20 protein-coding genes are annotated in these 20,573 nt (G+C 48.0%); 8 read left to right on the forward strand and 12 right to left on the reverse strand.

Annotated elements, in window-relative coordinates:
* Positions 1–33 precede the first annotated feature (33 nt).
* Positions 34–1,194, forward strand: coding sequence for a CinA family nicotinamide mononucleotide deamidase-related protein (locus H027_RS0102770; protein ID WP_024871009.1), 1,161 nt, complete (start codon positions 34–36; stop codon positions 1,192–1,194).
* Between the two features lie 45 nt (positions 1,195–1,239).
* Here the strand turns inward: H027_RS0102770 and H027_RS0102775 are convergent, their stop codons facing one another.
* Positions 1,240–1,530: a YciI family protein gene (locus tag H027_RS0102775; protein ID WP_024871010.1), complete on the reverse strand. Its 291-nt coding sequence runs from the start codon at positions 1,528–1,530 to the stop codon at positions 1,240–1,242.
* Between the two features lie 59 nt (positions 1,531–1,589).
* Here H027_RS0102775 and H027_RS0102780 point away from each other — a divergent pair, with 59 nt between their 5' ends.
* Complete coding sequence (locus tag H027_RS0102780; protein WP_081741358.1) at positions 1,590–2,108, forward strand: GNAT family N-acetyltransferase; 519 nt, start codon at positions 1,590–1,592, stop codon at positions 2,106–2,108.
* A gap of 21 nt (positions 2,109–2,129) precedes the next feature.
* Here H027_RS0102780 and fkpA read toward each other — a convergent pair whose 3' ends face one another.
* Positions 2,130–2,915 (reverse strand): FKBP-type peptidyl-prolyl cis-trans isomerase, encoded by a 786-nt coding sequence (gene fkpA, locus H027_RS0102785; protein WP_024871012.1) that lies wholly within the window; start codon positions 2,913–2,915, stop codon positions 2,130–2,132.
* 170 nt (positions 2,916–3,085) lie between these two features.
* Between fkpA and H027_RS0102790 the strand changes: the two genes are divergently transcribed.
* A complete protein-coding gene (locus tag H027_RS0102790; protein ID WP_024871013.1) occupies positions 3,086–3,310 on the forward strand; it encodes a SlyX family protein in 225 nt (74 codons plus the stop codon).
* Positions 3,311–3,369: 59 nt separating this feature from the next.
* Here H027_RS0102790 and glnS read toward each other — a convergent pair whose 3' ends face one another.
* Together glnS and nagE are read right to left on the reverse strand one after the other, a co-directional pair.
* Positions 3,370–5,031: a glutamine--tRNA ligase gene (gene glnS / locus H027_RS0102795; RefSeq protein WP_024871014.1), complete on the reverse strand. Its 1,662-nt coding sequence runs from the start codon at positions 5,029–5,031 to the stop codon at positions 3,370–3,372.
* 210 nt (positions 5,032–5,241) lie between these two features.
* Positions 5,242–6,744: an N-acetylglucosamine-specific PTS transporter subunit IIBC gene (gene nagE, locus H027_RS0102800; protein ID WP_024871015.1), complete on the reverse strand. Its 1,503-nt coding sequence runs from the start codon at positions 6,742–6,744 to the stop codon at positions 5,242–5,244.
* A 187-nt stretch (positions 6,745–6,931) separates the two neighbouring features.
* Between nagE and nagB the strand changes: the two genes are divergently transcribed.
* The 5 genes from nagB (at position 6,932) to hdfR (ending at position 11,450) form a co-directional block, all read left to right on the forward strand.
* Positions 6,932–7,732 carry a glucosamine-6-phosphate deaminase gene (gene nagB, locus H027_RS0102805; RefSeq protein ID WP_024871016.1) on the forward strand — a complete coding sequence of 267 codons (801 nt, stop codon included), beginning with the start codon at positions 6,932–6,934 and terminating at the stop codon, positions 7,730–7,732.
* A 10-nt stretch (positions 7,733–7,742) separates the two neighbouring features.
* Positions 7,743–8,894 carry an N-acetylglucosamine-6-phosphate deacetylase gene (gene nagA, locus H027_RS0102810; RefSeq protein ID WP_024871017.1) on the forward strand — a complete coding sequence of 384 codons (1,152 nt, stop codon included), beginning with the start codon at positions 7,743–7,745 and terminating at the stop codon, positions 8,892–8,894.
* The gene (locus H027_RS0102815) at positions 8,891–10,120 is read left to right on the forward strand and encodes an ROK family protein (protein ID WP_024871018.1); all 1,230 of its coding nucleotides are present in this window, start codon (positions 8,891–8,893) and stop codon (positions 10,118–10,120) included. The genes nagA and H027_RS0102815 overlap by 4 nt, the downstream gene beginning before the upstream one ends.
* Positions 10,121–10,269: 149 nt before the next feature.
* On the forward strand, positions 10,270–10,599 hold the full coding sequence (locus H027_RS0102820; protein ID WP_024871019.1) for a MaoP family protein: 330 nt from the start codon (positions 10,270–10,272) through the stop codon (positions 10,597–10,599).
* Positions 10,599–11,450: an HTH-type transcriptional regulator HdfR gene (hdfR, locus tag H027_RS0102825; RefSeq protein WP_024871020.1), complete on the forward strand. Its 852-nt coding sequence runs from the start codon at positions 10,599–10,601 to the stop codon at positions 11,448–11,450. The genes H027_RS0102820 and hdfR overlap by 1 nt, the downstream gene beginning before the upstream one ends.
* Here hdfR and H027_RS0102830 read toward each other — a convergent pair.
* The 8 genes from H027_RS0102830 to H027_RS0102865 all read right to left on the reverse strand — a co-directional run bounded on the left by H027_RS0102830 (position 11,447) and on the right by H027_RS0102865 (position 20,570).
* On the reverse strand, positions 11,447–12,454 hold the full coding sequence (locus H027_RS0102830; protein ID WP_024871021.1) for a LacI family DNA-binding transcriptional regulator: 1,008 nt from the start codon (positions 12,452–12,454) through the stop codon (positions 11,447–11,449). The two genes, hdfR and H027_RS0102830, sit on opposite strands and share 4 nt — an antisense overlap.
* A gap of 36 nt (positions 12,455–12,490) precedes the next feature.
* Entirely contained in the window at positions 12,491–13,984 is a 1,494-nt protein-coding gene (locus tag H027_RS0102835; RefSeq protein ID WP_024871022.1) for a glycoside hydrolase family 32 protein, read from the reverse strand.
* A 170-nt stretch (positions 13,985–14,154) separates the two neighbouring features.
* Entirely contained in the window at positions 14,155–14,715 is a 561-nt protein-coding gene (gene yfcE, locus H027_RS0102840) for a phosphodiesterase (protein WP_024871023.1), read from the reverse strand.
* 87 nt (positions 14,716–14,802) lie between these two features.
* Positions 14,803–15,045: a FeoC-like transcriptional regulator gene (locus H027_RS0102845; RefSeq protein ID WP_024871024.1), complete on the reverse strand. Its 243-nt coding sequence runs from the start codon at positions 15,043–15,045 to the stop codon at positions 14,803–14,805.
* Positions 15,042–17,321 (reverse strand): Fe(2+) transporter permease subunit FeoB, encoded by a 2,280-nt coding sequence (gene feoB, locus H027_RS0102850; RefSeq protein WP_024871025.1) that lies wholly within the window; start codon positions 17,319–17,321, stop codon positions 15,042–15,044. Before feoB ends, H027_RS0102845 begins: the two co-directional genes overlap by 4 nt.
* The gene (locus H027_RS0102855; protein WP_024871026.1) at positions 17,318–17,545 is read right to left on the reverse strand and encodes a FeoA family protein; all 228 of its coding nucleotides are present in this window, start codon (positions 17,543–17,545) and stop codon (positions 17,318–17,320) included. The genes feoB and H027_RS0102855 overlap by 4 nt, the downstream gene beginning before the upstream one ends.
* 178 nt (positions 17,546–17,723) lie before the next feature.
* A complete protein-coding gene (locus H027_RS0102860) occupies positions 17,724–20,102 on the reverse strand; it encodes a DNA polymerase II (RefSeq protein WP_024871027.1) in 2,379 nt (792 codons plus the stop codon).
* A gap of 3 nt (positions 20,103–20,105) precedes the next feature.
* The gene (locus tag H027_RS0102865) at positions 20,106–20,570 is read right to left on the reverse strand and encodes a DUF4357 domain-containing protein (RefSeq protein WP_024871028.1); all 465 of its coding nucleotides are present in this window, start codon (positions 20,568–20,570) and stop codon (positions 20,106–20,108) included.
* Between the last annotated feature and the right edge of the window lie 3 nt (positions 20,571–20,573).

The following is a 20,573-nucleotide window of genomic DNA, read 5'->3' on the forward strand; positions in this document are numbered from 1 at the left end:
AGAATATGCTTAATCAAACTAATTGGTACCCAAATGATTATTGAAATAATTACGACCGGAGATGAAGTTTTAACTGGTTTTACTGTTGATACCAACGCCTCATGGTTAAGCCTGCAGCTATTAGAACATGGCTGGCAGGTTCGCCGTCGTCAAACCGTCGGCGACCGGATGGATGACTTAACTCAAGTATTGCATGAGCGCAGTCTCATTGCCGATGTCATTATCTTTAATGGTGGCTTAGGCCCAACCTCCGATGATAAAACAACGGATGCGGTTGCTCAGGTCGCAGCAGTTCCTCTGGAGCTGAACAATGACTGGCTAGCCAATATGGAACAAAAATTCTCCCACCGTGGCCGGGCAATGCCTGCCAGCAATCGGAAACAAGCGATGTTACCGCAGGGGGCAACGGTTGTAGATAATCCGATAGGTACCGCTTGCGGCTTTAAGCTCAAAATCAATAATGCACTTTGCTATTTCACCCCTGGTGTCCCGAACGAGTTCAAAAAAATGGTGAATGAGCAAATCATCCCTGATTTGCACACGCTATACCCTGTCGGTTCAGCGGTGGTTCGCCGTTACTTTACCTTTGGTATTTCTGAGTCATCTCTCAGTGATATGCTTGATCCTCTAACCTGGCCAGCACATATCGAGCTGGGTTATCGCTCTTCTATGCCCATCATTGAAATGAAACTGATCAGTCAACATGCTGATGCTGATTTTGACCTGGCGGAAAAACAGTTACTTTCAGTGATCTCGCCTTATATGGTGGCCTCAGACTATCTGGACATGCCGCAACGTCTGGCTGATTTATTAGACTCGTCACCACTGGAGATTTTAGAGGGGAGCACTTGCGGCGAATTGCTGACGGAATTAGCACCGGTAATTCCGCAATTATGTGCTGATTACCATTCCCATCTGCCGGAACATGCTGATGAGTTATTGCAGCATATTCAACACCACTCCCGGCTCACACTCGCTATTGGTACCGCGAAAGAGCAACGCTATCCGATTGCATTATGGGATGGTTTACACGGTTGGGCGCAAACCTTGTATGTGCGCACGCTGGATGTCACATTACAGCGCCGGATCATTGCCTTTGCTGCACAGGATATGTTGCGGCGCTATCTGCTGAAGTTGCCGGTTTTAGGCGATTATCAGACGTTACAACAAGCGGAATCTTCGTTCCGTCCTTGACGATGATTGTGCTGCTCCGAAGCAAACGGAGCAGCACGTCAGTATTCAGACCCCAAGTAAACTGCGGAAGTCATCACTCACCATAGTGGGCATAAACTCTGTAATTTCATAATCAGCCAGTTTGTGCAAATGAAACGGATCTGCGGCCAAAATAGGTTCCAGTGTTTCCAAACTTTCAGAACGTGCCAAAATAATCCCCCCTGTTCGCGGTACCTTGCGTCCAGAGGCGATGAAATGACCTGCATCATACTGAGCCTGCAGATAGGCTTTGTGTGCATCCATATATTCTTCAATCTTGGCGATCTCGACTTTATAGGTCAGGGAAATAATAAACATAGTGCACCTCCGATCCTGAATACGGGTTATTATTCCTTCTCTGTCAGTATCAATCAGTTATGTCAATGATGCCACCGTTATCCACTCCCCGGCTCGATTTGCATCCGATTGTGTTGCAAGACATGAGCTGGATCAGTGCCATTATCAGTCACCCCTTATTTGCCAACGCCAGCCTTAGCTGTCAGATGCCGAGCTCTGAAACACAACTATTGCGCTGGATACTCACACAACAAAAACAACATCACTCTGGTCAGGGCTGTTGTTATGCGCTGCGTGACAGACAAACTGAAAAACCGATAGGAATGATCACCTTACAACCTCAAAAAAACAATGAGTGTGAACTGAGCTATTGGCTGCACCCGGATCACTGGCGACAAGGGATCATGACAGAAGCGCTCATTAAAGTGCTCAAGCATTGGCAAATACAGCACCCACAGCAACCGATCAGGGCCCGTGTTCATCCGGCGAATATCGCCTCTATTTCATTATTGGTGCGGGTTGGGATGAAGAAGGTTGAAACAGAGATAACAACGGCAATGCAACTGCATTTATATGAGTACATGCTGATGCCACACTAGCGGTGGCATCAGCATCAGTTATTATTTTTTAGCTTCTGCTGGCGCGGCTTCTGCGGCTGGCTTCGCTTTATCTTTCACGATATCCAGTAATTCCACTTCAAAAACCAGAACAGAATTTGGCGGAATAGAACCTGCACCTTGTTCACCGTAAGCCAGTGAAGGTGGCAGAGTAAATTTGAATTTAGAACCAACAGGCATTAATTGAACACCTTCAGTCCAACCTGGAATAACTCGATCCAGAGGGAATTCAGCAGGCTCTTTACGATCATAAGAGCTATCGAATTTGGTGCCGTTAATCAGAGTACCAACATAGTGAACACGAACTTCATCTGTTGCTTTTGGTTTTTCACCAGTACCCATTTTCAGGACTTCATATTGCAGACCTGATTTGGTCACAGTCACGCCTGGTTTTTTAGCGTTTTCTTCCAAATATTTCTTGCCATTTTCTAAGCTGGATTTCGCATCAGCTTCTGCTTTTTTGGTAGCAGCTTCGTTAATTTTCTGGTCATAAGTTTTCAGTGCTTTTTCAATGTCTGCATCGCTCATTTGCGCTTTTTTAGCCAGACCATCTTTCACACCGTTCATGATCATTTCATTATCCAGCTTGATACCCAGATCTTGCTGACGAGAAAGTGTCGAATTGATGTAACGACCCATAGACAGACCAATCGCATAAGCTGATTGCTGTTCAAAAGTTTTCAGCTCAACTTTATCGGCGACAGGTGCTTTGGGTTCATCTTTCTGACATGCAGTCAGAGACACTGTCACTGCAACCGCCAACAAAGACATCTTGATCATTTTTTTCATTATTTTCTCCAAGAGAACAAATCCGGCTCTCAGTTCTAATTAACGAGAGGCTATCTAGGCAAGCGCCTTATACTACCGCCAGTTTTAATTGAACAACAGGCAAATAAAGGGAATTGTGAGAAAAATGATAAGGCCTATAATGCGTCAGACAACCGAAGATGAGTGAAACAATGTTACAGCAGATAAACGAACTAAATGCCCGTATCGAACAACTGGAAAGTCGTCAGGCATTTCAAGATGATACTATCGAACAATTGAATCAGGCGCTGGCTTTGCAGCAGCAGGATCTGGATAAATTACGTCATCAAATGGGTTTAATCATTAACCGCATGAAAGAAATGGTGGTGAGCCAGATTGCAAGTCAGAGCGAAGAAACCCCGCCCCCTCATTACTAATGCTCCATAAAAAAACCGCCCTCAGTTCAGGCGGTTTTTTATTGGTGACCGGGTGTGGTTTAACCCACCCAGGTATCACGTAAGGCAACAGTCAGATTGAACACCAGCTTGTCTGATGAAGACAATTTGCTGTCAGCACAGAAATAACCTTCTCGTTCAAACTGATAGGCAAATTCCGGTTGTGCATTTTGCAACGATGGTTCCAGCTTCGCATGTTCCACAATACGCAGTGATTGCGGATTGATAGTGCTGAGGAAGTCTTCAGCGGCACCCGGATTGGCAACCGCAAAGAGACGGTCATACATCCGAACTTCCGCATCCAGTGCATGTGCTGCTGAAACCCAGTGAATCACGCCTTTGACCTTGCGACCATCCGCGGGGTCTTTACCGAGCGTATCGCAGTCAACAGAACAATACAGCGTGATAATGTTGCCTTCGGCATCTTTTTCCACACGCTCCGCCTTGATGATATAGGCATGGCGCAGACGCACCTCTTTGCCCATCACCAGACGTTTATATTGCTTGTTGGCCTCTTCACGAAAATCAGCACGATCGATGAAAATTTCACGGCTGAACGGTACCAGACGTGAACCCATTTCTGGTTTGTTCGGATGATTGATAATGGAAATTTCTTCGAAATGACCTTCCGGCATATTTTCCAGCACCACACGCAGCGGATCTAATACCGCCATAGCACGTGGGGCACGTTCATTCAGATCTTCACGAATACAAGATTCCAGCGCACTCATCTCCACCGTGTTGTCTTGCTTGGTCACACCGATACGATGGCAGAATTCGCGAATGGCTTCTGGCGTATAACCGCGGCGACGCAAACCAGAAACGGTCGGCATACGAGGGTCATCCCATCCCTCAACGATGCCTTCTGTCACCAGCAAATTCAGCTTACGCTTGGACATGATGGCATATTCAAGATTCAGACGGCTAAATTCGTATTGACGCGGGTGGCAAGGGATCGTGATGTTATCCAGTACCCAGTCATACAAGCGGCGGTTATCCTGGAATTCCAGCGTACAGATAGAATGCGTAATACCTTCTAATGCGTCAGAGATGCAATGGGTAAAGTCATACATCGGATAGATGCACCACTTGTTACCAGTCTGATGATGTTCTGCAAACTTGATACGATAAATAACCGGATCTCGCATCACCATGAAAGAAGAAGCCATGTCGATTTTTGCACGCAGACAGGCTTCACCTTCTTTGAAGCCACCGTTTTTCATTTTTTCAAACAGTGTCAGGTTCTCTTCCACTGAACGATCACGGAATGGGCTGTTTTTGCCTGGCTGGGTTAATGTGCCACGGTATTCACGGATCTGCTCCGGGCTCAGTTCATCCACATAAGCCAGACCTTTATTGATCAATTCAACGGCGTATGCGTGCAATTGGTCAAAATAATCCGAGGAGTAACGAACTTCACCATTCCATTGAAAACCTAACCATTGCACATCGCGTTGGATAGATTCGACATATTCCACTTCTTCCTTTGCCGGGTTGGTGTCGTCAAAACGCAGGTTACAGGTTCCCTGATAGTCGTTTGCAATACCAAAGTTCAGGCAGATAGATTTTGCGTGACCAATATGTAAATAACCATTGGGTTCAGGCGGAAAACGAGTGGCAATAGACGTATGTTTACCACTGGCCAGATCTTCATCAATGATCTGACGGATAAAATTGGTTGGTCGATGCTCCATTTGAGTCATCATTCACCTCGGATAGTGATTATCTTTTGTATGCGTTAACCGAGTATCATCCATATTTATGACACTACGCTCAATAGGTATTTGCCAAATCAGCACCTTAAGCTCAAAAAGCTGATTCACATCGTTTAAGTATTATGCAAAAACTCAAATTTCAGCCATAAAAAAACCACTGCCGGTATCTTGGCAGTGGTTGGATAATGCGTGTTTAACTTAGCCGGCAATGGCCGCTTTCATCGCGCCGGCAACAATTTCGGCTTGCGGACCAAGCACTACCTGCAGGTTAGTAGCATTTAATTTCACGACGCCACTGGCACCCAAAGCTTTTAATGCCTTGTCATCAACCTGTTTCATATCCCGTACTGACAAGCGTAGACGTGTGATACAAGCATCAATTTGGGTCAGATTTTCTTCACCACCCAGAGCCACCAGATAGTTGTTGGCTAACGCCTGCATATCTTTAGAGGCACCTCTAACGATTTGAACATCATCATTATCGGTTTCACGACCAGGGGTTTTCAGGTCGAACCATTTAATAGCGGTATAAAACACGGTGAAGTAAATACCACCAAACACTAAACCAATCACCAGTAATAAAGCCGGTTTAGTTGCCAGCCCCCAGTTGATCACAAAGTCAAACAAACCCGCCGAGAAACCAAAACCATCGAGTACGCCCAGATAGTTAGTCACCACCAGTGATAAGCCGGTCAATACAGCGTGTGCTGCATACAGTACCGGAGCCAGGAACATGAACATGAATTCCAGCGGTTCAGTTACCCCGGTCAGGAACGCGGTTAATGCCACAGATAATAGCAAACCACCAACCTGAGCACGGCGATTTTTCGGCGCAGCCAGATACATAGCCAGCGCAGCAGCAGGCAAACCGAACATCATGATTGGGAAGAAACCAGTCATGAATACACCCGCTGTATGATCCCCCGCAAAGAAGCGATTCAGGTCACCACGAGCAGCCTGCGCGGCAATTTCTTTGATAACACCGCCATCGACACCAGGAACAACACCGCCAACCGACAAGGTTTTGACAACATCGGGTGCCAGACAAATATTGTGTAATGCACCAGCAACGTCATACGTGACCTTGGTGCATTCACCCAGACCAAACCAGAAGATCGAATTCACGACATGATGCAACCCGACCGGAATCAGGGCTCGGTTCAGTAAACCGTAGGTAAACTCACCCAATGCGCCTGAATTTGCAACAGCATGACCAAAAGCATCGATACCATGCTGAATGACCGGCCAGACCACGCCACTCACCCCTGCCAGAATCAGACAGATCAATCCAGTCATGATAGGAACCAGTCGTTTACCACCAAAGAATGCCAGATATGCAGGTAAGTTGGTTGCATGGAAACGGTTATAGACATGCCCGGCTACAATCCCCGCCACGATGCCACCGAAAAACGACATGTTAATGTCTGCGTTGATTGTCTTGGCTGCTTCAGTCAGCACCAGATAACCCGCAGCCCCGGCTAAACCCGCCGCGCCCGCATCATCTTTTGATAAACCGATTGCGATACCGATACCAAATAATAACGGTAATTGACCAAAAATTGCGCCCCCAGCCTGAGCCATAAAAGAGATATTCAGCATATCCGCCTGACCGAGACGCAGCAGAATTGCTGCAACCGGCAGAATGGCTATCGGCAGCATAATTGCTTTACCGAGTTTTTGCGTATAACCCAAAATGTTCATGTATTCCTCTCCATAAGTGCATTTGTGCAGCCCCACAATCATCTTAGTTCATCCTATAAACTAAGTTCTGTGATTTATGCCACACAAAGCTCATATTTGCAAAAAAAATATACAACTCAATTGCAATAAACCGGATGTTTATTCACAATTAAAAATAAGTAATGAGACGTCAATGGAGAAACACACAATGCGTATGCTGCCGTTAAAAGATAAAACCCAAGTTGGATTATGGTCTGCCCGTTATATTGTTGAACGCATCAAGCAATTTGCGCCAACAAGTGATCGTCCTTTCGTGTTAGGTTTGCCAACCGGTGGAACACCGCTTGAAACTTACAAGCAGTTAATCAAGCTATACCAGCAAGGTGAAGTTAGCTTTGCCAATGTGATCACGTTCAATATGGATGAATATGTTGGCTTGCATGCCGAACATCCGCAAAGCTATCACCGTTTCATGTTTGATAACTTCTTTAATCATGTCGATATACCGAAAGAAAACATCAACATTCTGGATGGTACCGCCACCGATCTGCTGGCAGAATGTGCGGCCTATGAAGCCAAGATCAAGGCAACAGGCGGTATCAAACTGTTTTTCGGGGGGGTTGGCAGTGATGGACATATCGCTTTTAATGAGCCCGCCTCATCATTAAGCTCTCGCACCCGGATCAAGACGCTGACGCAAGAAACATTGATGGATAATGCCCGCTTCTTTGAAGATGACATAAATCAAGTGCCTAAGATGGCGCTGACCGTTGGTGTCGGTACATTGCTGGATGCGGAAGAAGTGCTGATCCTCGCGACTGGCCACAATAAGGCATTAGCTGTGCAAGCCGGCGTTGAAGGGAGTGTGAATCATTTATGGACCATCTCAGCCCTGCAGTTGCATCCCCGCAGTATTATTGTCTGCGATGAACCCGCAACCATGGAGCTGAAAGTCAAAACACTGCGTTACTTCCAGCAGTTAGAAGCACCTGAATTATCAAAGTTTTAAGGAGATAAGCATGTACGCGCTTTGTAACAGTGTACTCCTGACTGGTTATCAACGGCTCACGGATACGGCCGTTGTCGTGGCCGAAGGAAAAGTGGTCGCGCTGTTACCACAGACAGAACTTCCGGCTGAGCTGCCACGACAGGATATGCAAGGGCATATCCTCTGCCCTGGTTTCATTGATTTGCAACTGAACGGTTGTGGTGGTGTGATGTTTAATGACACCCCGGACGTCGCCACGTTGACACACATGCAGCGCACCAATCTGCGCTCAGGCACAACCAGTTTTCTGCCTACCTTGATCAGCGACAGTGATCAAACCATTGAACAGGCATTAACCGCGACGCAAGCGTTTATGCAACAACACCAATACCAAGTATTGGGTATGCATCTGGAAGGGCCATATACCAACCCCAAACGCCGTGGTATTCATCCCAAAGAGCAGTTGCGTCAGCCTTCTGAGGCGATGATCCATTATTTATGTTCTCAATCGCCTTGGCTGAAAAAAATCACCCTAGCTCCAGAACTCAATCAGGCCGAGCATATACGCCAATTGGCTGATGCGGGTATCACCGTCAGTATCGGTCACTCGGCTGCCACCTATGAGCAGGCAATGGCAGGATTTGATGCCGGCATTCGCTTTGCTACGCATCTCTACAATGCCATGACCGCCACAGAAAATGGCCGGATACCAGGCATCGTCGGGGCCATTTATGATCGGCAAGACGTCTATACCGGTCTTGTGGCTGATGGTTTTCATGTGCACTGGGCCAATGTCCGTCTGGCTAAAAAAGTCATGGGCGAACGGCTCTGTCTGGTCACCGATGCCACTGCGGCCGCAATGCCTCCTGCCGGTTTTGACAAATTTGATTTCTGCGGTGCCGAGATTTTTCTTCGCAATGGGCGTTGTGAAGATGCCAACGGAACTCTGGGCGGATCAGCGCTGACCATGATCGAAGGCATTCAGCTATTGGTTGAACATGCCGGAATATCGTTAGATGAAGCGGTCAGAATGGCAACGCTCTACCCTGCCCGCGCAATCGGAGTGGATGATAAATTAGGGGCAATACAACCAGGATTGATTGCAAATCTGGCCCGATTTGATAAAAACTATCAAATTGTTGATACCATGGTTGGTGGTCACTGGACAAAGGATGTCATATGAGCACACGCGGAGAACGGGTTGCGAATCATGAACTGCTGAAGCAGGTAAATGCAGCATTAGTGTATCGGTTGATCGATACCCAAGGCCCGATCTCCCGTGTCGATATCGCCCAAATCAGCGCACTGGCACCCGCCAGTGTGACAAATATTACCCGTCAGTTACTGGAAAACGGCCTGATCAAAGAGGTGGCACAACAAGCCTCTACCGGCGGGCGTCCGGCGATCTCGCTGACGACCGAACAAAGTTCCTTTTTATTCATCTCGTGTCGGCTGGGTCGGGAAGAATTGCAATGCAGCGTGATGGATCTTTCCGGCACCATGCATCAGCATATTGTCAGCCCGCTGATCCAACATGATGCTGAAGGTATTATCGCTTCACTCACACAAGCTATTCAGCAAAAGTTGAAATCGGTTAAGCCCGGACAACGATTTATTGCGGTTGCCATTACAATGGCTGGACTGGTCGATCCCCAAACTGGCACTGTGTTGTATTCGCCTAATCATCAGATCGAAAATCTGGAGCTGGCGCGGCACTTACAGTCTGTCACTGATTTACCCATCTACATTGGCAACGATACTCGGGCGTTAGCATTGGCTGAGTATTATCTGGGTAATGCGCAGGGCTGTCAGGATTTCATTCTGGTGAGTATTCATCATGGTGCCGGGGCTGGCATCATCAGTAATGGTCAACTTCTGCTTGGTAAAAACCGTAACGTCGGGGAAATCGGCCACATTCAAATTGATCCGTTTGGCGATCAATGTCATTGCGGAAACTTTGGCTGCCTGGAAACTCTGGTCTCCAACAAGTCTATTGTTGCTCAAACCAAAGCCCTGTTAACCCGCGGACATCCAAGCGGACTGACCAGCGACAATTTATCGATTGATATTATCTGCAAAGCCGCGCAGGAAGGTGATCCGGTCGCTGTACAAATCATACGTCAAACCGGTAATCATCTGGGACGCGTGCTGGCAATGCTGGTCAATCTGTTTAACCCTGAAAAAATTCTGTTGGCAGGTGAAGTTGTTCAAAGTGCCAGTGTGCTATTTCCTGCTTTGCAACAACAAATTCAGCGTCAGTCATTACCAAATTTTAATCATGAGCTACGCTTGGAAAAAGCCCGTTTTCAAGGGCAAGGTACCATGGGGGGATACGCTTTAGTCAAACGGGCACTGCATGAAAGCGATCTATTACAGCGCATTATGTTACCGGCATCCGATAATTCTTAACTATCAATTAGTACAAGAAAAATACACTTCTGTAGTACTAAATCGATTGATAAAAAAAATTTATCTTTAAGAAAAAAAACTCGATTTTTAAGTATGCGCGATGCTGAACATACTTCCCCGCAATGGAATAACAGAGGTACTCATACGCCATGAGCTTTGAATCAGAAAAACGTTTTAATGATCTGCAGCACTTTCCTCGCGGTATCCGCCGCAGCGGTAACTTTACCGTGGGTGAAAGCGATCTGCTGGAACGCCATGGACATGCCATGATGGAACTGTACCAAGGCAAAAGAGAGCCAAAAGATGATGTGGAAGTCGCTTTTGTGGAACGCGTAAAAGCAGGTGATGCTGCCGGTAACCCGTTTGCTAAAGTATGGCTGAAATATATCAAAGTGATCGGCCCTCGCCGTGTACACCGTCTGTGCACTTCAACCGGAGACGAAGGCAGCTTCGAGTCGGTAGAAGAGCCACTGGAGTAATGGACACGGATCTGCTGCGCACCTTTATTGAGGTCAGCAAAACCCGTCACTTCGGACGCGCCGCCGAGAATCTGTATCTCACACAATCGGCGGTGAGTTTTCGGATCCGCCAGCTGGAACAACAGCTGGGGGTCAGTCTTTTTGCCCGTCATCGCAATAATATTCAGCTAACCCAGTCAGGTGAGCATCTTTTACCCTATGCAGAGACCATCCTGCAAACGTTAGGTCGCGCTAAACAAGCACTCATTGGTGACGATGCTATGCCGCATCAGTTGGCCGTGGGCGCGCCACAGGCCTGCTGGGAAATGGGTCTGCAATGCTGGCTGGATGATTGGTTCAGCGAACAGCCACAGGGAGCGATGCGATTAGAAACCGGCAATCGTGAACAGCTTTGCCGTCAGCTATTGGAACGTTCGCTCGATTTGGCCGTACTGACTGAACCCAGCAAAATTGATGAAATCACGGTGAGTCAGGTCAGTGAAATTCACTTAAATCTGGTCAGCCGAACGCCGGGTCTGACAGCGGATGTGTTGGCTAATCAGCCCTGGCTTGATTGGAGTAGCAACACAGTCCCATCCCTGATCCCCGTTGAATTGCAGAACAGAATACCCGCCTTGCAAACAGGTTCCATCCAGCAGGCACTGCAACATCTGCTCAAACACGGTGGTGTCACCTACCTGCCCCAGCTCCTGATCTCGCAGTATCTGGAAAACGAAAAATTACACCTTGTAGCAGAGGTTCCGGCGTTAGTACGCCCGATTTATCTCGCTTACCGTACCGATAACGAACAGCAGCCCCATGTCGCATCACTGCTGAAACGTCCGTTACGTTTAGATGCCTTCCCTGTTTAGAAACGACGCATATTTACTTTGACTGAACTATTGCGCAACACCAGTCGCGGAGACAATGTCAGGTGACGGGTATCTCGCTCTTTATCTGAAATCAGACGGATCATTTCCTGACAACCCAATCGCCCGATTTCACGCATGGGCTGTGCCACACTACTGATATTCATGACTTGCGCCAACAAGGTATTATCAAATCCGACAACCTGAACCTGCTCCGGGATCTTATAACCACGCTGATACAACACCTCAATCACTTGCTGAGCGGCCACATCATTGAAAGCAAAAATCGCAGAGAAAGGTAGTGACGGATGAGCGTCGAGATATTCTTTAAAGCGTTCGGCGATTTCACCTGCTGTCAATGCGGGGGTCTGGATGATGTTCTCTGTAGCTAGCGGCACCCCCAAGGTCATCAACGTATCTCTAAACCCGAGAAACTTCTGCTCAGTTTCATCGGTAGCCCCAATATAGCCGATGGCCGTGTGCCCCATACTCACCAGATGTTCGGCAACCTGCGCCCCCCCTTCGATGTGATCAACCGCGACACTGGTCATTTCTGACACCAGTTTGGTTAAGACAACGACCGGAAAGGGCTGGCGCTCGGTACTGGTCAGATGTGCGGTGTTGCGCGAGCAAGGAACGATAAACAACCCATCAATTTTGTACTGCTTGCAGGCATTGAGTAATGCCAGTTCGCGTTGTGCATCACCTCTGGAATTAAAGACCAGTAACGCCCGGCCAAGGAATTGCGCCTCTTGTTCCACAATATCCAGTAATTCGGAAAAATAAGGGTTGGCCAGTGTCGGCAAAATGATAGCAAAAAGCTGTTGGCGATCAGCTGCGGATCGCCGAGTACTCAAAGGCGGGCTATAAACGTAACCCAGCTCGTTGATCACGGCACGGACATGTTTCGCCGTATCCGGTGACACCTTGTCAGAATTATTCAATACGCGGGAAATGGTAGCAATGGACACCCCGGCTAATTGAGCAACATCTCTTATTGTGGTCATCTCTTTTCCATTTTCTCTAAAACAATGCAGTCGGTTTCAGTCATGTTGCTCGGGCTGGTGCAACTCATGCCATTCAGCATTCGCCACCATCGAACCGGCTGTCATATGCAGACTCAATGTTTGCTCAGGGCCCTGCTCCGGGAAAGCCAGATTTGTCACGGAATAGAGGCCATGATCGAGTAACAGCTCCACGGAGCAACGGTCTAATAACAGATCCAGATCAATCGAACGATTGGCACCTAAAGCCAGCGAATAATCATGTGGAAAATGCTGGTCATAAGCCTCGTCGCCACTTGCCCCCTGGCGTAAACAACGTAACTTAAGCTCATCATTCAACGCCGATAGTTCAAATCGCACACCCTGTAACGGTGTCAGGACCACGGTAGAATCAGCCGCTAAGGTCATATTGAGTTTTAAACGAAGGGCGTGAGTCCATTCAATCTCAAATAAGGCGGTTTCTGCCGTGGATTGTGCCGTGGCTTCTGCCATATAGTGCCGATCTGAGAATTGATGGCTGTTGCTATAAGTAGTTTGGAGTTCCCGAATAAAAGCATGATGCAAACGCAAACCATCCGCGGTCTGTTTCAGCACTAATTCATGCGGCATGCTCATCGTAGAACGCCAGCTTTGTGTTGGAATATGGTTCGCATAAGGCCAACAACTCATCCAGCTCAGGGCAATACGACGTCCATCTGCCTGTGGAATATCAGCCCAGGTTTGGGTGGCATAGAAATCCCGACCGTAATCCAGCCAGAGAACCGTTTCCGGGCTGTTTTCATTTACAAAATGCTTACCATCGAACTGACCGACGAAATATTGTGTCCCCGAACCACCCGCATAGGCCTGACGCTGCACACCAACGATCAAGATCCAGCGGCTTTCGGACTGCCCATCTATCTTGATCTCAAACAGATCAGGACATTCCCAGGCGCGCTCGTCATGGGCACCCTGTTCGTATCCGAATGAGGAACTGAATTGCCACTGTTTCGCATCTGTCGAGCGATAGATACCGACCTGCTGGCCCAGCGTGACAACCATGATCCAGCGTTGTGTCGGTTCATGCCAGAACACTTTGGGATCACGAAAATCCTGTAACCCAGGATTCGGCAATACCGGATTACCTCGGTATTTCGTCCAGTGACGCCCGTTGTCGGAACTATATGCCAAGCCCTGACTTTGTGGGAAATCGATATCCTCCGGCATTTTTTCAGCGGCAATGGTGTAATACGCCAGCAGACCATCTTTACCGCCAAACAAACCTGATTTATCACCGCGATCAACCGCTGCGGTACCGGAAAAACACATCCCTAATTCGTCGGGTGCCAACGCGATCGGCAGATGTGTCCATGACAATAAATTATGGCTGACCGCATGCCCCCAGTGCATCGGCCCCCAAACGCTATCGCAGGGGTAATACTGATAAAAAAGATGATATTCGCCGTCTTTGTAAACCAGTCCATTCGGGTCATTAAGCCAGCCAAATACCGGAGTAAAATGTAACAATGGACGATAATATTCTTCGGCTAACATGACAGCTCCACGCAATGTAACAAATAAAGTTACATTTATTTAAAATAAGTTTTTTAATTCTCCTTAAATAATGGACGAAAAAAAGTGATTTACATTACAAAAACCATGTAAACAGATATGTAACTAAATCACAATGTTTCATAGAAACTCAGAAACACTCTCAGCGATAGTTATATATTGAGAGGAAAATGCTGTCTGGCCAGGATTTGTTGCGTATCCAAACCCATAATGGTTAATTCATGCTGCCGATACACCGCATAACTGGCTTCAGCACCATTACGCGGGAAGGTGATAGAACCGGGGTTTATGTGATAAATGCCGCTCGCATCGTGTTCGATCCCAGCAAGGTGTGTATGTCCGCTCAACAAAATATCACCCGTCGCCAACGGTAATGTATTCGTTTCATAGACATGACCATGTGTCATGAACCAGCGGCGATCATCCAGCAATAATTGGTTATGAGGTGCCAGACAAGGAAACTGCAATAACATCTGGTCGACTTCACAGTCGCAGTTCCCTCTTACTGCAATTATCTTTTCACGAACGGAATTCAATAATTCAGCCACTTGCGGTGGTGCATACCCTTGCGGCACAGGATTACGGGGCCCATGGTTCAGAATATCACCCAATAGCAGATAATAATCCGGAGAAAATGATGCTGTCTGCGAGAGCACTTTTTCTAATGCGGGAGCACAACCGTGAATATCGGAAATAATAACGAGGGATAACATCGATGACACCTCATGGCTGGATCAGAAACAACATTATAGGCGTCTCAAAGCAATGCGCCCAGCACTACTGCCGGGCGTATGGATGTATCAATTCTTCTGAATAAAACCGATTAACCCTTCCGGTTGCCATTCATAGAAGATTTCACTCCGCTGCCCACAACAAGAGCCTTTACAACCCGCAGCAGTTATTTTACGAACCCGCCCTTTGCGCATCCAAACCCCAATCATGGCGTCCATAGCATCTTCAGAAGTATGAAACTGACGGGCGAGTTCACGCCCGGTCATACGTTGTTTTTGCTGCAAACAGGCGGCAATTTCACGCAGGATCATATCAATACCCTCTTATTCAGCAGAATATCGCCCCGACGTCGTAAGCCGAACGTCAGTAGCAGGAAACCACCGATGTAGAACGCAACCCAGAACAAGCTGGTGGTCGGGTGATTGCTAAACGTCGCTATCTGAAAATAGAGCGTGGAAACAGCAAAGGCCAACAGGTTGCACCACATCGCAACAAAGAGAGCCCAGTTACGTCCTGATTCACGGACTAACGCGCCCATTGCCGCAGAACAAGGCATATACAGCAAGATGAATAACAGATAGGCAAAGGCACCCGCCATACCGGCGAAATGTTGCTGCATATTGGCATAAGTCGAGACATCCACCGATTGCGTCGCCGCTTCTGCCTGCTGATCTTTCACATCGCCGATATCCAGACCCACCGGATCTTTCACATTGATGTTGGCCAGATTTGCCGGAATGGTTGCTGCTGCTTCAGAGAACTTAGCCCATAAATTAAAGCTGCCAGACAGTGTGTTTCCAGCCGTCTGCGCCTGATAAAGCGTATTCAATGTACCAACGACGGCTTCTTTGGCAAAAATCCCGGTGATGATCCCGACTGTTGCCTGCCAGTTGTCTTGCTGAATACCAAGTGGTGACAAGATCGGGGTGACCTTTTGTGCAGCCACCGCCAACAGTGATTTGCCATTATTTTGATTGCCGAATGAACCATCAATACCCATAGAGTTAAAGACACTCAGTACCGCAACCAGCAACACGATGACCTTTCCAGCCCCGAGAATGAAAATCTTCAGTTTTTGCCAGGTTTTCAGAAAGATATAGTTCAGACGCGGTAATTCATAGTCTGGCATTTCCATGATCGTTGATTCACTTTTTCCCGGCAGAATGGTGTTTCGCAACAACAACCCGGTCAATATCGCCGCCAGAATGCCGAACAGATAGAGTGCGAAAACGATGTTCTGACCTGAATCAGGGAAGAATGCGACCGCAAATAAGGCATATACCGGTAAACGGGCACCACAAGACATAAACGGCGCCATGGCATTCGTCAGCATGCGTTCACGTTCGGTATTCAGGGTGCGTGTTGCCATGAATGCCGGTACGGAACAGCCAAACCCCATCAACATCGGTACAAACGCTTTACCGGGCAACCCGAGATAGCGCATTAACCGATCGACCACAAACGCCGCCCGAGCCAGATAACCGGAGGCTTCCAGCGCCGCCAGAAACATATAAAGGAAGCCGATGACAGGAATAAACGTGGCGACGGTACGGATACCATTGCCAAACCCGTCAGATAGCAAGGCGATCAGCCATTCGGGTAAGCCGATATGTTCAAACAAGACCCGCGAGCCTTCAACAAAGATACCGCCAACGAGAATGTCAAAGAAATCAATGAACGCACTGCCGAGATTGATGGCAAACAGAAACATCAGATACATCATGCCCAGGAAAAACGGCAAACCTAACCAACGATTCAGCAGCAGATTATCCAGTTGTTCACTGCGTTTTTGGCTCAATTTTCCATGCTGATGTAATGCCGGGCGACACTCATGGTACACATAACTGAAACGGGTATCGGCGAGCGCCAGATCCAGATCCTGCATATGCTGTAATTGCATGATTTGCTGTGATGTCTTGTCAGAAAGTTGCGCTGACATCGACTCTGTCACCACCGGATCCTGCTCCAGCAGGCGCAAGGCACAGCCCCGTGCCGACAAATGTGTATGCGCAAGCTGCCCAGCAATGTGACCGACCAACGAATCAATCTCATCGTTATATGTCAGTGTCAGTGGTTGCGTCGCTTGAGCCTTTGCCATCAATGCTGGTAACGAGGCCTTAAACGAGAGCACTTCTTTGCGGTTATACGCCGATAATGCGACTACCGGACACCGCAGTTTTTCGCTCAATGTGGCGGTATCGATCGACTGGTTACGACGTTTCAGCACATCATATTTGTTCAACACCACCAGCACCGGTAACCCTAACTCGCGCAATTGCAACGTCAGCAATAACGAACGTTCCAGACTGCTGGCATCAACCACGTTGATCACCAAATCCGGTTTATTGTTCATCACATAGCGAAAGGCAATCTGTTCATCTATCGAACTATCGCGGCTTTCCAATGCATAGATACCCGGCAGATCGACCAGTTCATAGGCATCGTCTTTAAACTGGAATTGGCCGGTCTTTTTATCGACGGTCACTCCACTCCAGTTACCGACTTGCTGATTGGCCCCGGTGAGCGCATTAAACAGGGATGTTTTCCCGCTATTGGGATTACCAACAGTGACAACATGATGACTCATACGGCATGCACCTCTATCAAGCGGGCTAAGGCTGTCTGAATCGAAAGCGTGATGCTGGATGTGGCAATTTGTAACGGATCACCCATCGGTGCCTGACGGATAAATCGAATTTCCGACGAAGGTAACACCCCCATCGCCATCAATTTCCGCCTTACAGCAGGTTCCAGTTGCGCCAGACTCACTATGCGGGCTGTTTGTCCCGGTGTTAATTCAGACAGTAACATACCTAACCACCAGTTATTGAGAATCATTATTACTAAGATTCAGTGTAATGATTATCCTCGCAAAATAAAGTGTTTTTGTGAGGTAAACGCACTTTATCGGTGAATAAGGTTCATCAAAAAATATGCCATTACAGAATAGAAACAGTGCAATAACAATAAACCTACAAATGAAACTTTTTCAGAACAGAGAAAGTTGAGTGTCAACAATTTGATCGAACTGCAGGTTGATATGCGGCAGGATGGCCTCGGCCACCGGCTTGAGTTGTTTTTCAATATAATGTTGATAATCGAGCGGATGTTGCCGATACGCCACCGGTTCCGGGCCTTGGGTCGTGATGACATACTCAATCCAGCCCCGATGCTGATAACGCGGCGGCAACCCACGTTGCTGCCGAATTTGATCCGCGAGACGGGCTGCTCTGACATGCGGTGGTTGTGTTTTGTCGTAATCGTCGAGTTTGCGACGTAACCGTTTGCGGTAAACCAGACATTCGTCCAGTTCGCCCCGTTGTGTTTTCTCGATGGTTTCCCGAATAAATGCGCGCGGATCCTGCTCCATGAATATGCGCTCGTATAATCCCGTCTGGAAGGTTTTGGCCAGTTCCGTCCAATCAGAGCGCACTGTCTCCATTCCCTTGAAGATCAGTTTGTCTTCACCGTTTTCATGACAAAGTCCGGCATAACGTTTTTTACTTCCCAGCTCAGTGCCCCGCAAAGTCGGCATCAGGAAACGGTGATAATGGCGTTCAAACTGCAATTCCAGACAAGAGTCGATCTGTAATTCCTGCTTTAGGCGCATCTTCCACCATTGATTGATCTGTTCAACCAGTTGCTTGCCTATCTGTTGTGCCTGCTCCGGGGTCACATGATTTTTCAGCCAGACAAAGGTGGAATCGGTGTCGCCATAAATCACGGTATAGCCATGCGATTCAATAAACTGCCGGGTCTCCTGCATGATCCAATGGCCACGCATCGTAATACCCGATGCCAATCGGGGATCAAAAAAACGACATCCAACCGACCCCATCACCCCATAAAAGGCATTCATCAGAATTTTAATGGCCTGTGATCTGGCCTGATCGCGTTCGTTTTTGGCCTGTTCCCGAGCTTGCCATAGATGGTCAATCAAACCAGGCAGGATGTGATGCCGTCGGGAAAAACGCCCACCGATATAACCGGGGATCGTCTCTGCTTCCGGCTCTTGCAACCCGGTTACCAATGCCAGCGGATCAACATGGAATGTCCGAATAATGCTGGGATACAGACTTTTAAAATCAAGCACCAGCACATCGTGATAAAAACCCGGCAGGGAATTCATGACATAACCGCCAGGTGACGTCGCTATTGCGCCGTGCGGCAGATTCGGAGCGATATAGCCAGCCTGATGCAAACGAGGTAGATAAAGATGGGTAAATGCGGCCACGGAACCGCCGTATCGATCTAACTCCAACCCGGTCAACTGGCTGCGTAAGCACAAAAAAGGAATCAGGTGGCATTTATCAAAAATCTCCAGCACCAGCCGACAATCTTCAAGGTTGTAATGGGCCAGTGCCAGTTTGTCATGGTGAAACAGCCGGGTAATTTCCGCAACCCGATCGTCGGGATCATGGATCGCCTTGCCCCGCCCCAACAGCGCTTGCGCAACCGATTCCAAGCCATAGCGATCAAAACGGAACGTGGCTGATTTCAACGCGTCTATGCCATCCAGCACCATGCGACCGGGCAACAGGAGCTGCCCCTGTTGATCGTCGATCCGAGATGGCCGCCAGCGCATCAGACTTTGGCCGCGTCCCCAGCGCAGTGGATGTTTGTGAAATTCAGCACGACGCAACAGCAAACGAAAATCGAAATTGACGACATTCCAGCCGATGATCAGATCGGGATCATGCCGCAAAAACCAGCGCTCCAGTGCCAACAATAGCGCAAACTCATCCTGTACCCATTCGATATTCATGTCGGAAGGTTGCGAGGCGCCGACCATGATCACCTGAGAGAGCTCTCGCCCATCCGGTTCCCGCAGCAACAAGGCGACCGAATAGAGTTCACCACTCATGGCACATTCCAGATCCAGCGATAACACCCGAAAGGCAGGTACAATTTCCGCAGGCTCCAGCGCGGTCACCTTCACTTCACGATAACCGGCTCGTTGCCGGTATTGCCCACTGAAACGCATCCCCGCGGTGATAAAGCGATTCATCAGGCAGACATCGGCAAAGCGCAAATCACTTTCGTAAATTTCAATCTGATGCAGGTGTAATAATTCAATGGCGCGATGATAAACAGCCAGGGTAGCAAAGCAGCAATTCAGGAGCTTATCCTGATGGAAGGTTTGTAATGACGTGGTACGTAGTCGCCCATGCAACTGATGTTGTCGAAATAGTGTTAACGCTCGTTCTTTATCTTTCAGCAACAAGTAAAAACTGGGAGGCTCATCTTCCAACAACAATCGAACCGGCCCCTCGGCGGTAGCCAGCCAGTATTCCACCTGAACCTGAGCACCGACATCACGACTTTGTCGGGTCAGTAAAAAACCGGTCTGATGAGCTACATAGGTCAAATATTATTTTTTCCCATAACCTGATTGCTTCAAGGTAAAACCTGAATCATTGCTCCAGGCATCCAGACCACTCCGGTTATTTCCAGCCACCAGACTGGCCGCCAAACTCGGGCTGTTAAACAGATAGTCATCAGTAAAAAGATAGTTGTCTTTGGTGCGCACCAACACCCCTTTCACCAATAAATTATTCCGCAGATCAATCACCGCCTGACGTAAAGAACCGGCCTGTTCCAGTGTGGCTGTCGAGCCCTGCGTGATCATAAAACCCGGTTTATAACGCTGCCCCACCGGATAGCCGCTCGCCTCGGCATCTTTAACCAGAAAACGATAAAGCTCCCGTTCCCCCGGCTTACTGCTCATTAAGGCTTTTTGTAATGTCATTAAATCATCAAAGATATCGATCGGTACCACGGCCGCAACACGATTGCCCTGATTATCGACGATAAAATTGACCTGTTTATTTAACATCCC

Origin of the sequence: Tolumonas lignilytica, assembly GCF_000527035.1 — a bacterium.
GTDB classification, from domain to species: Bacteria; Pseudomonadota; Gammaproteobacteria; order Enterobacterales; family Aeromonadaceae; genus Tolumonas; species Tolumonas lignilytica.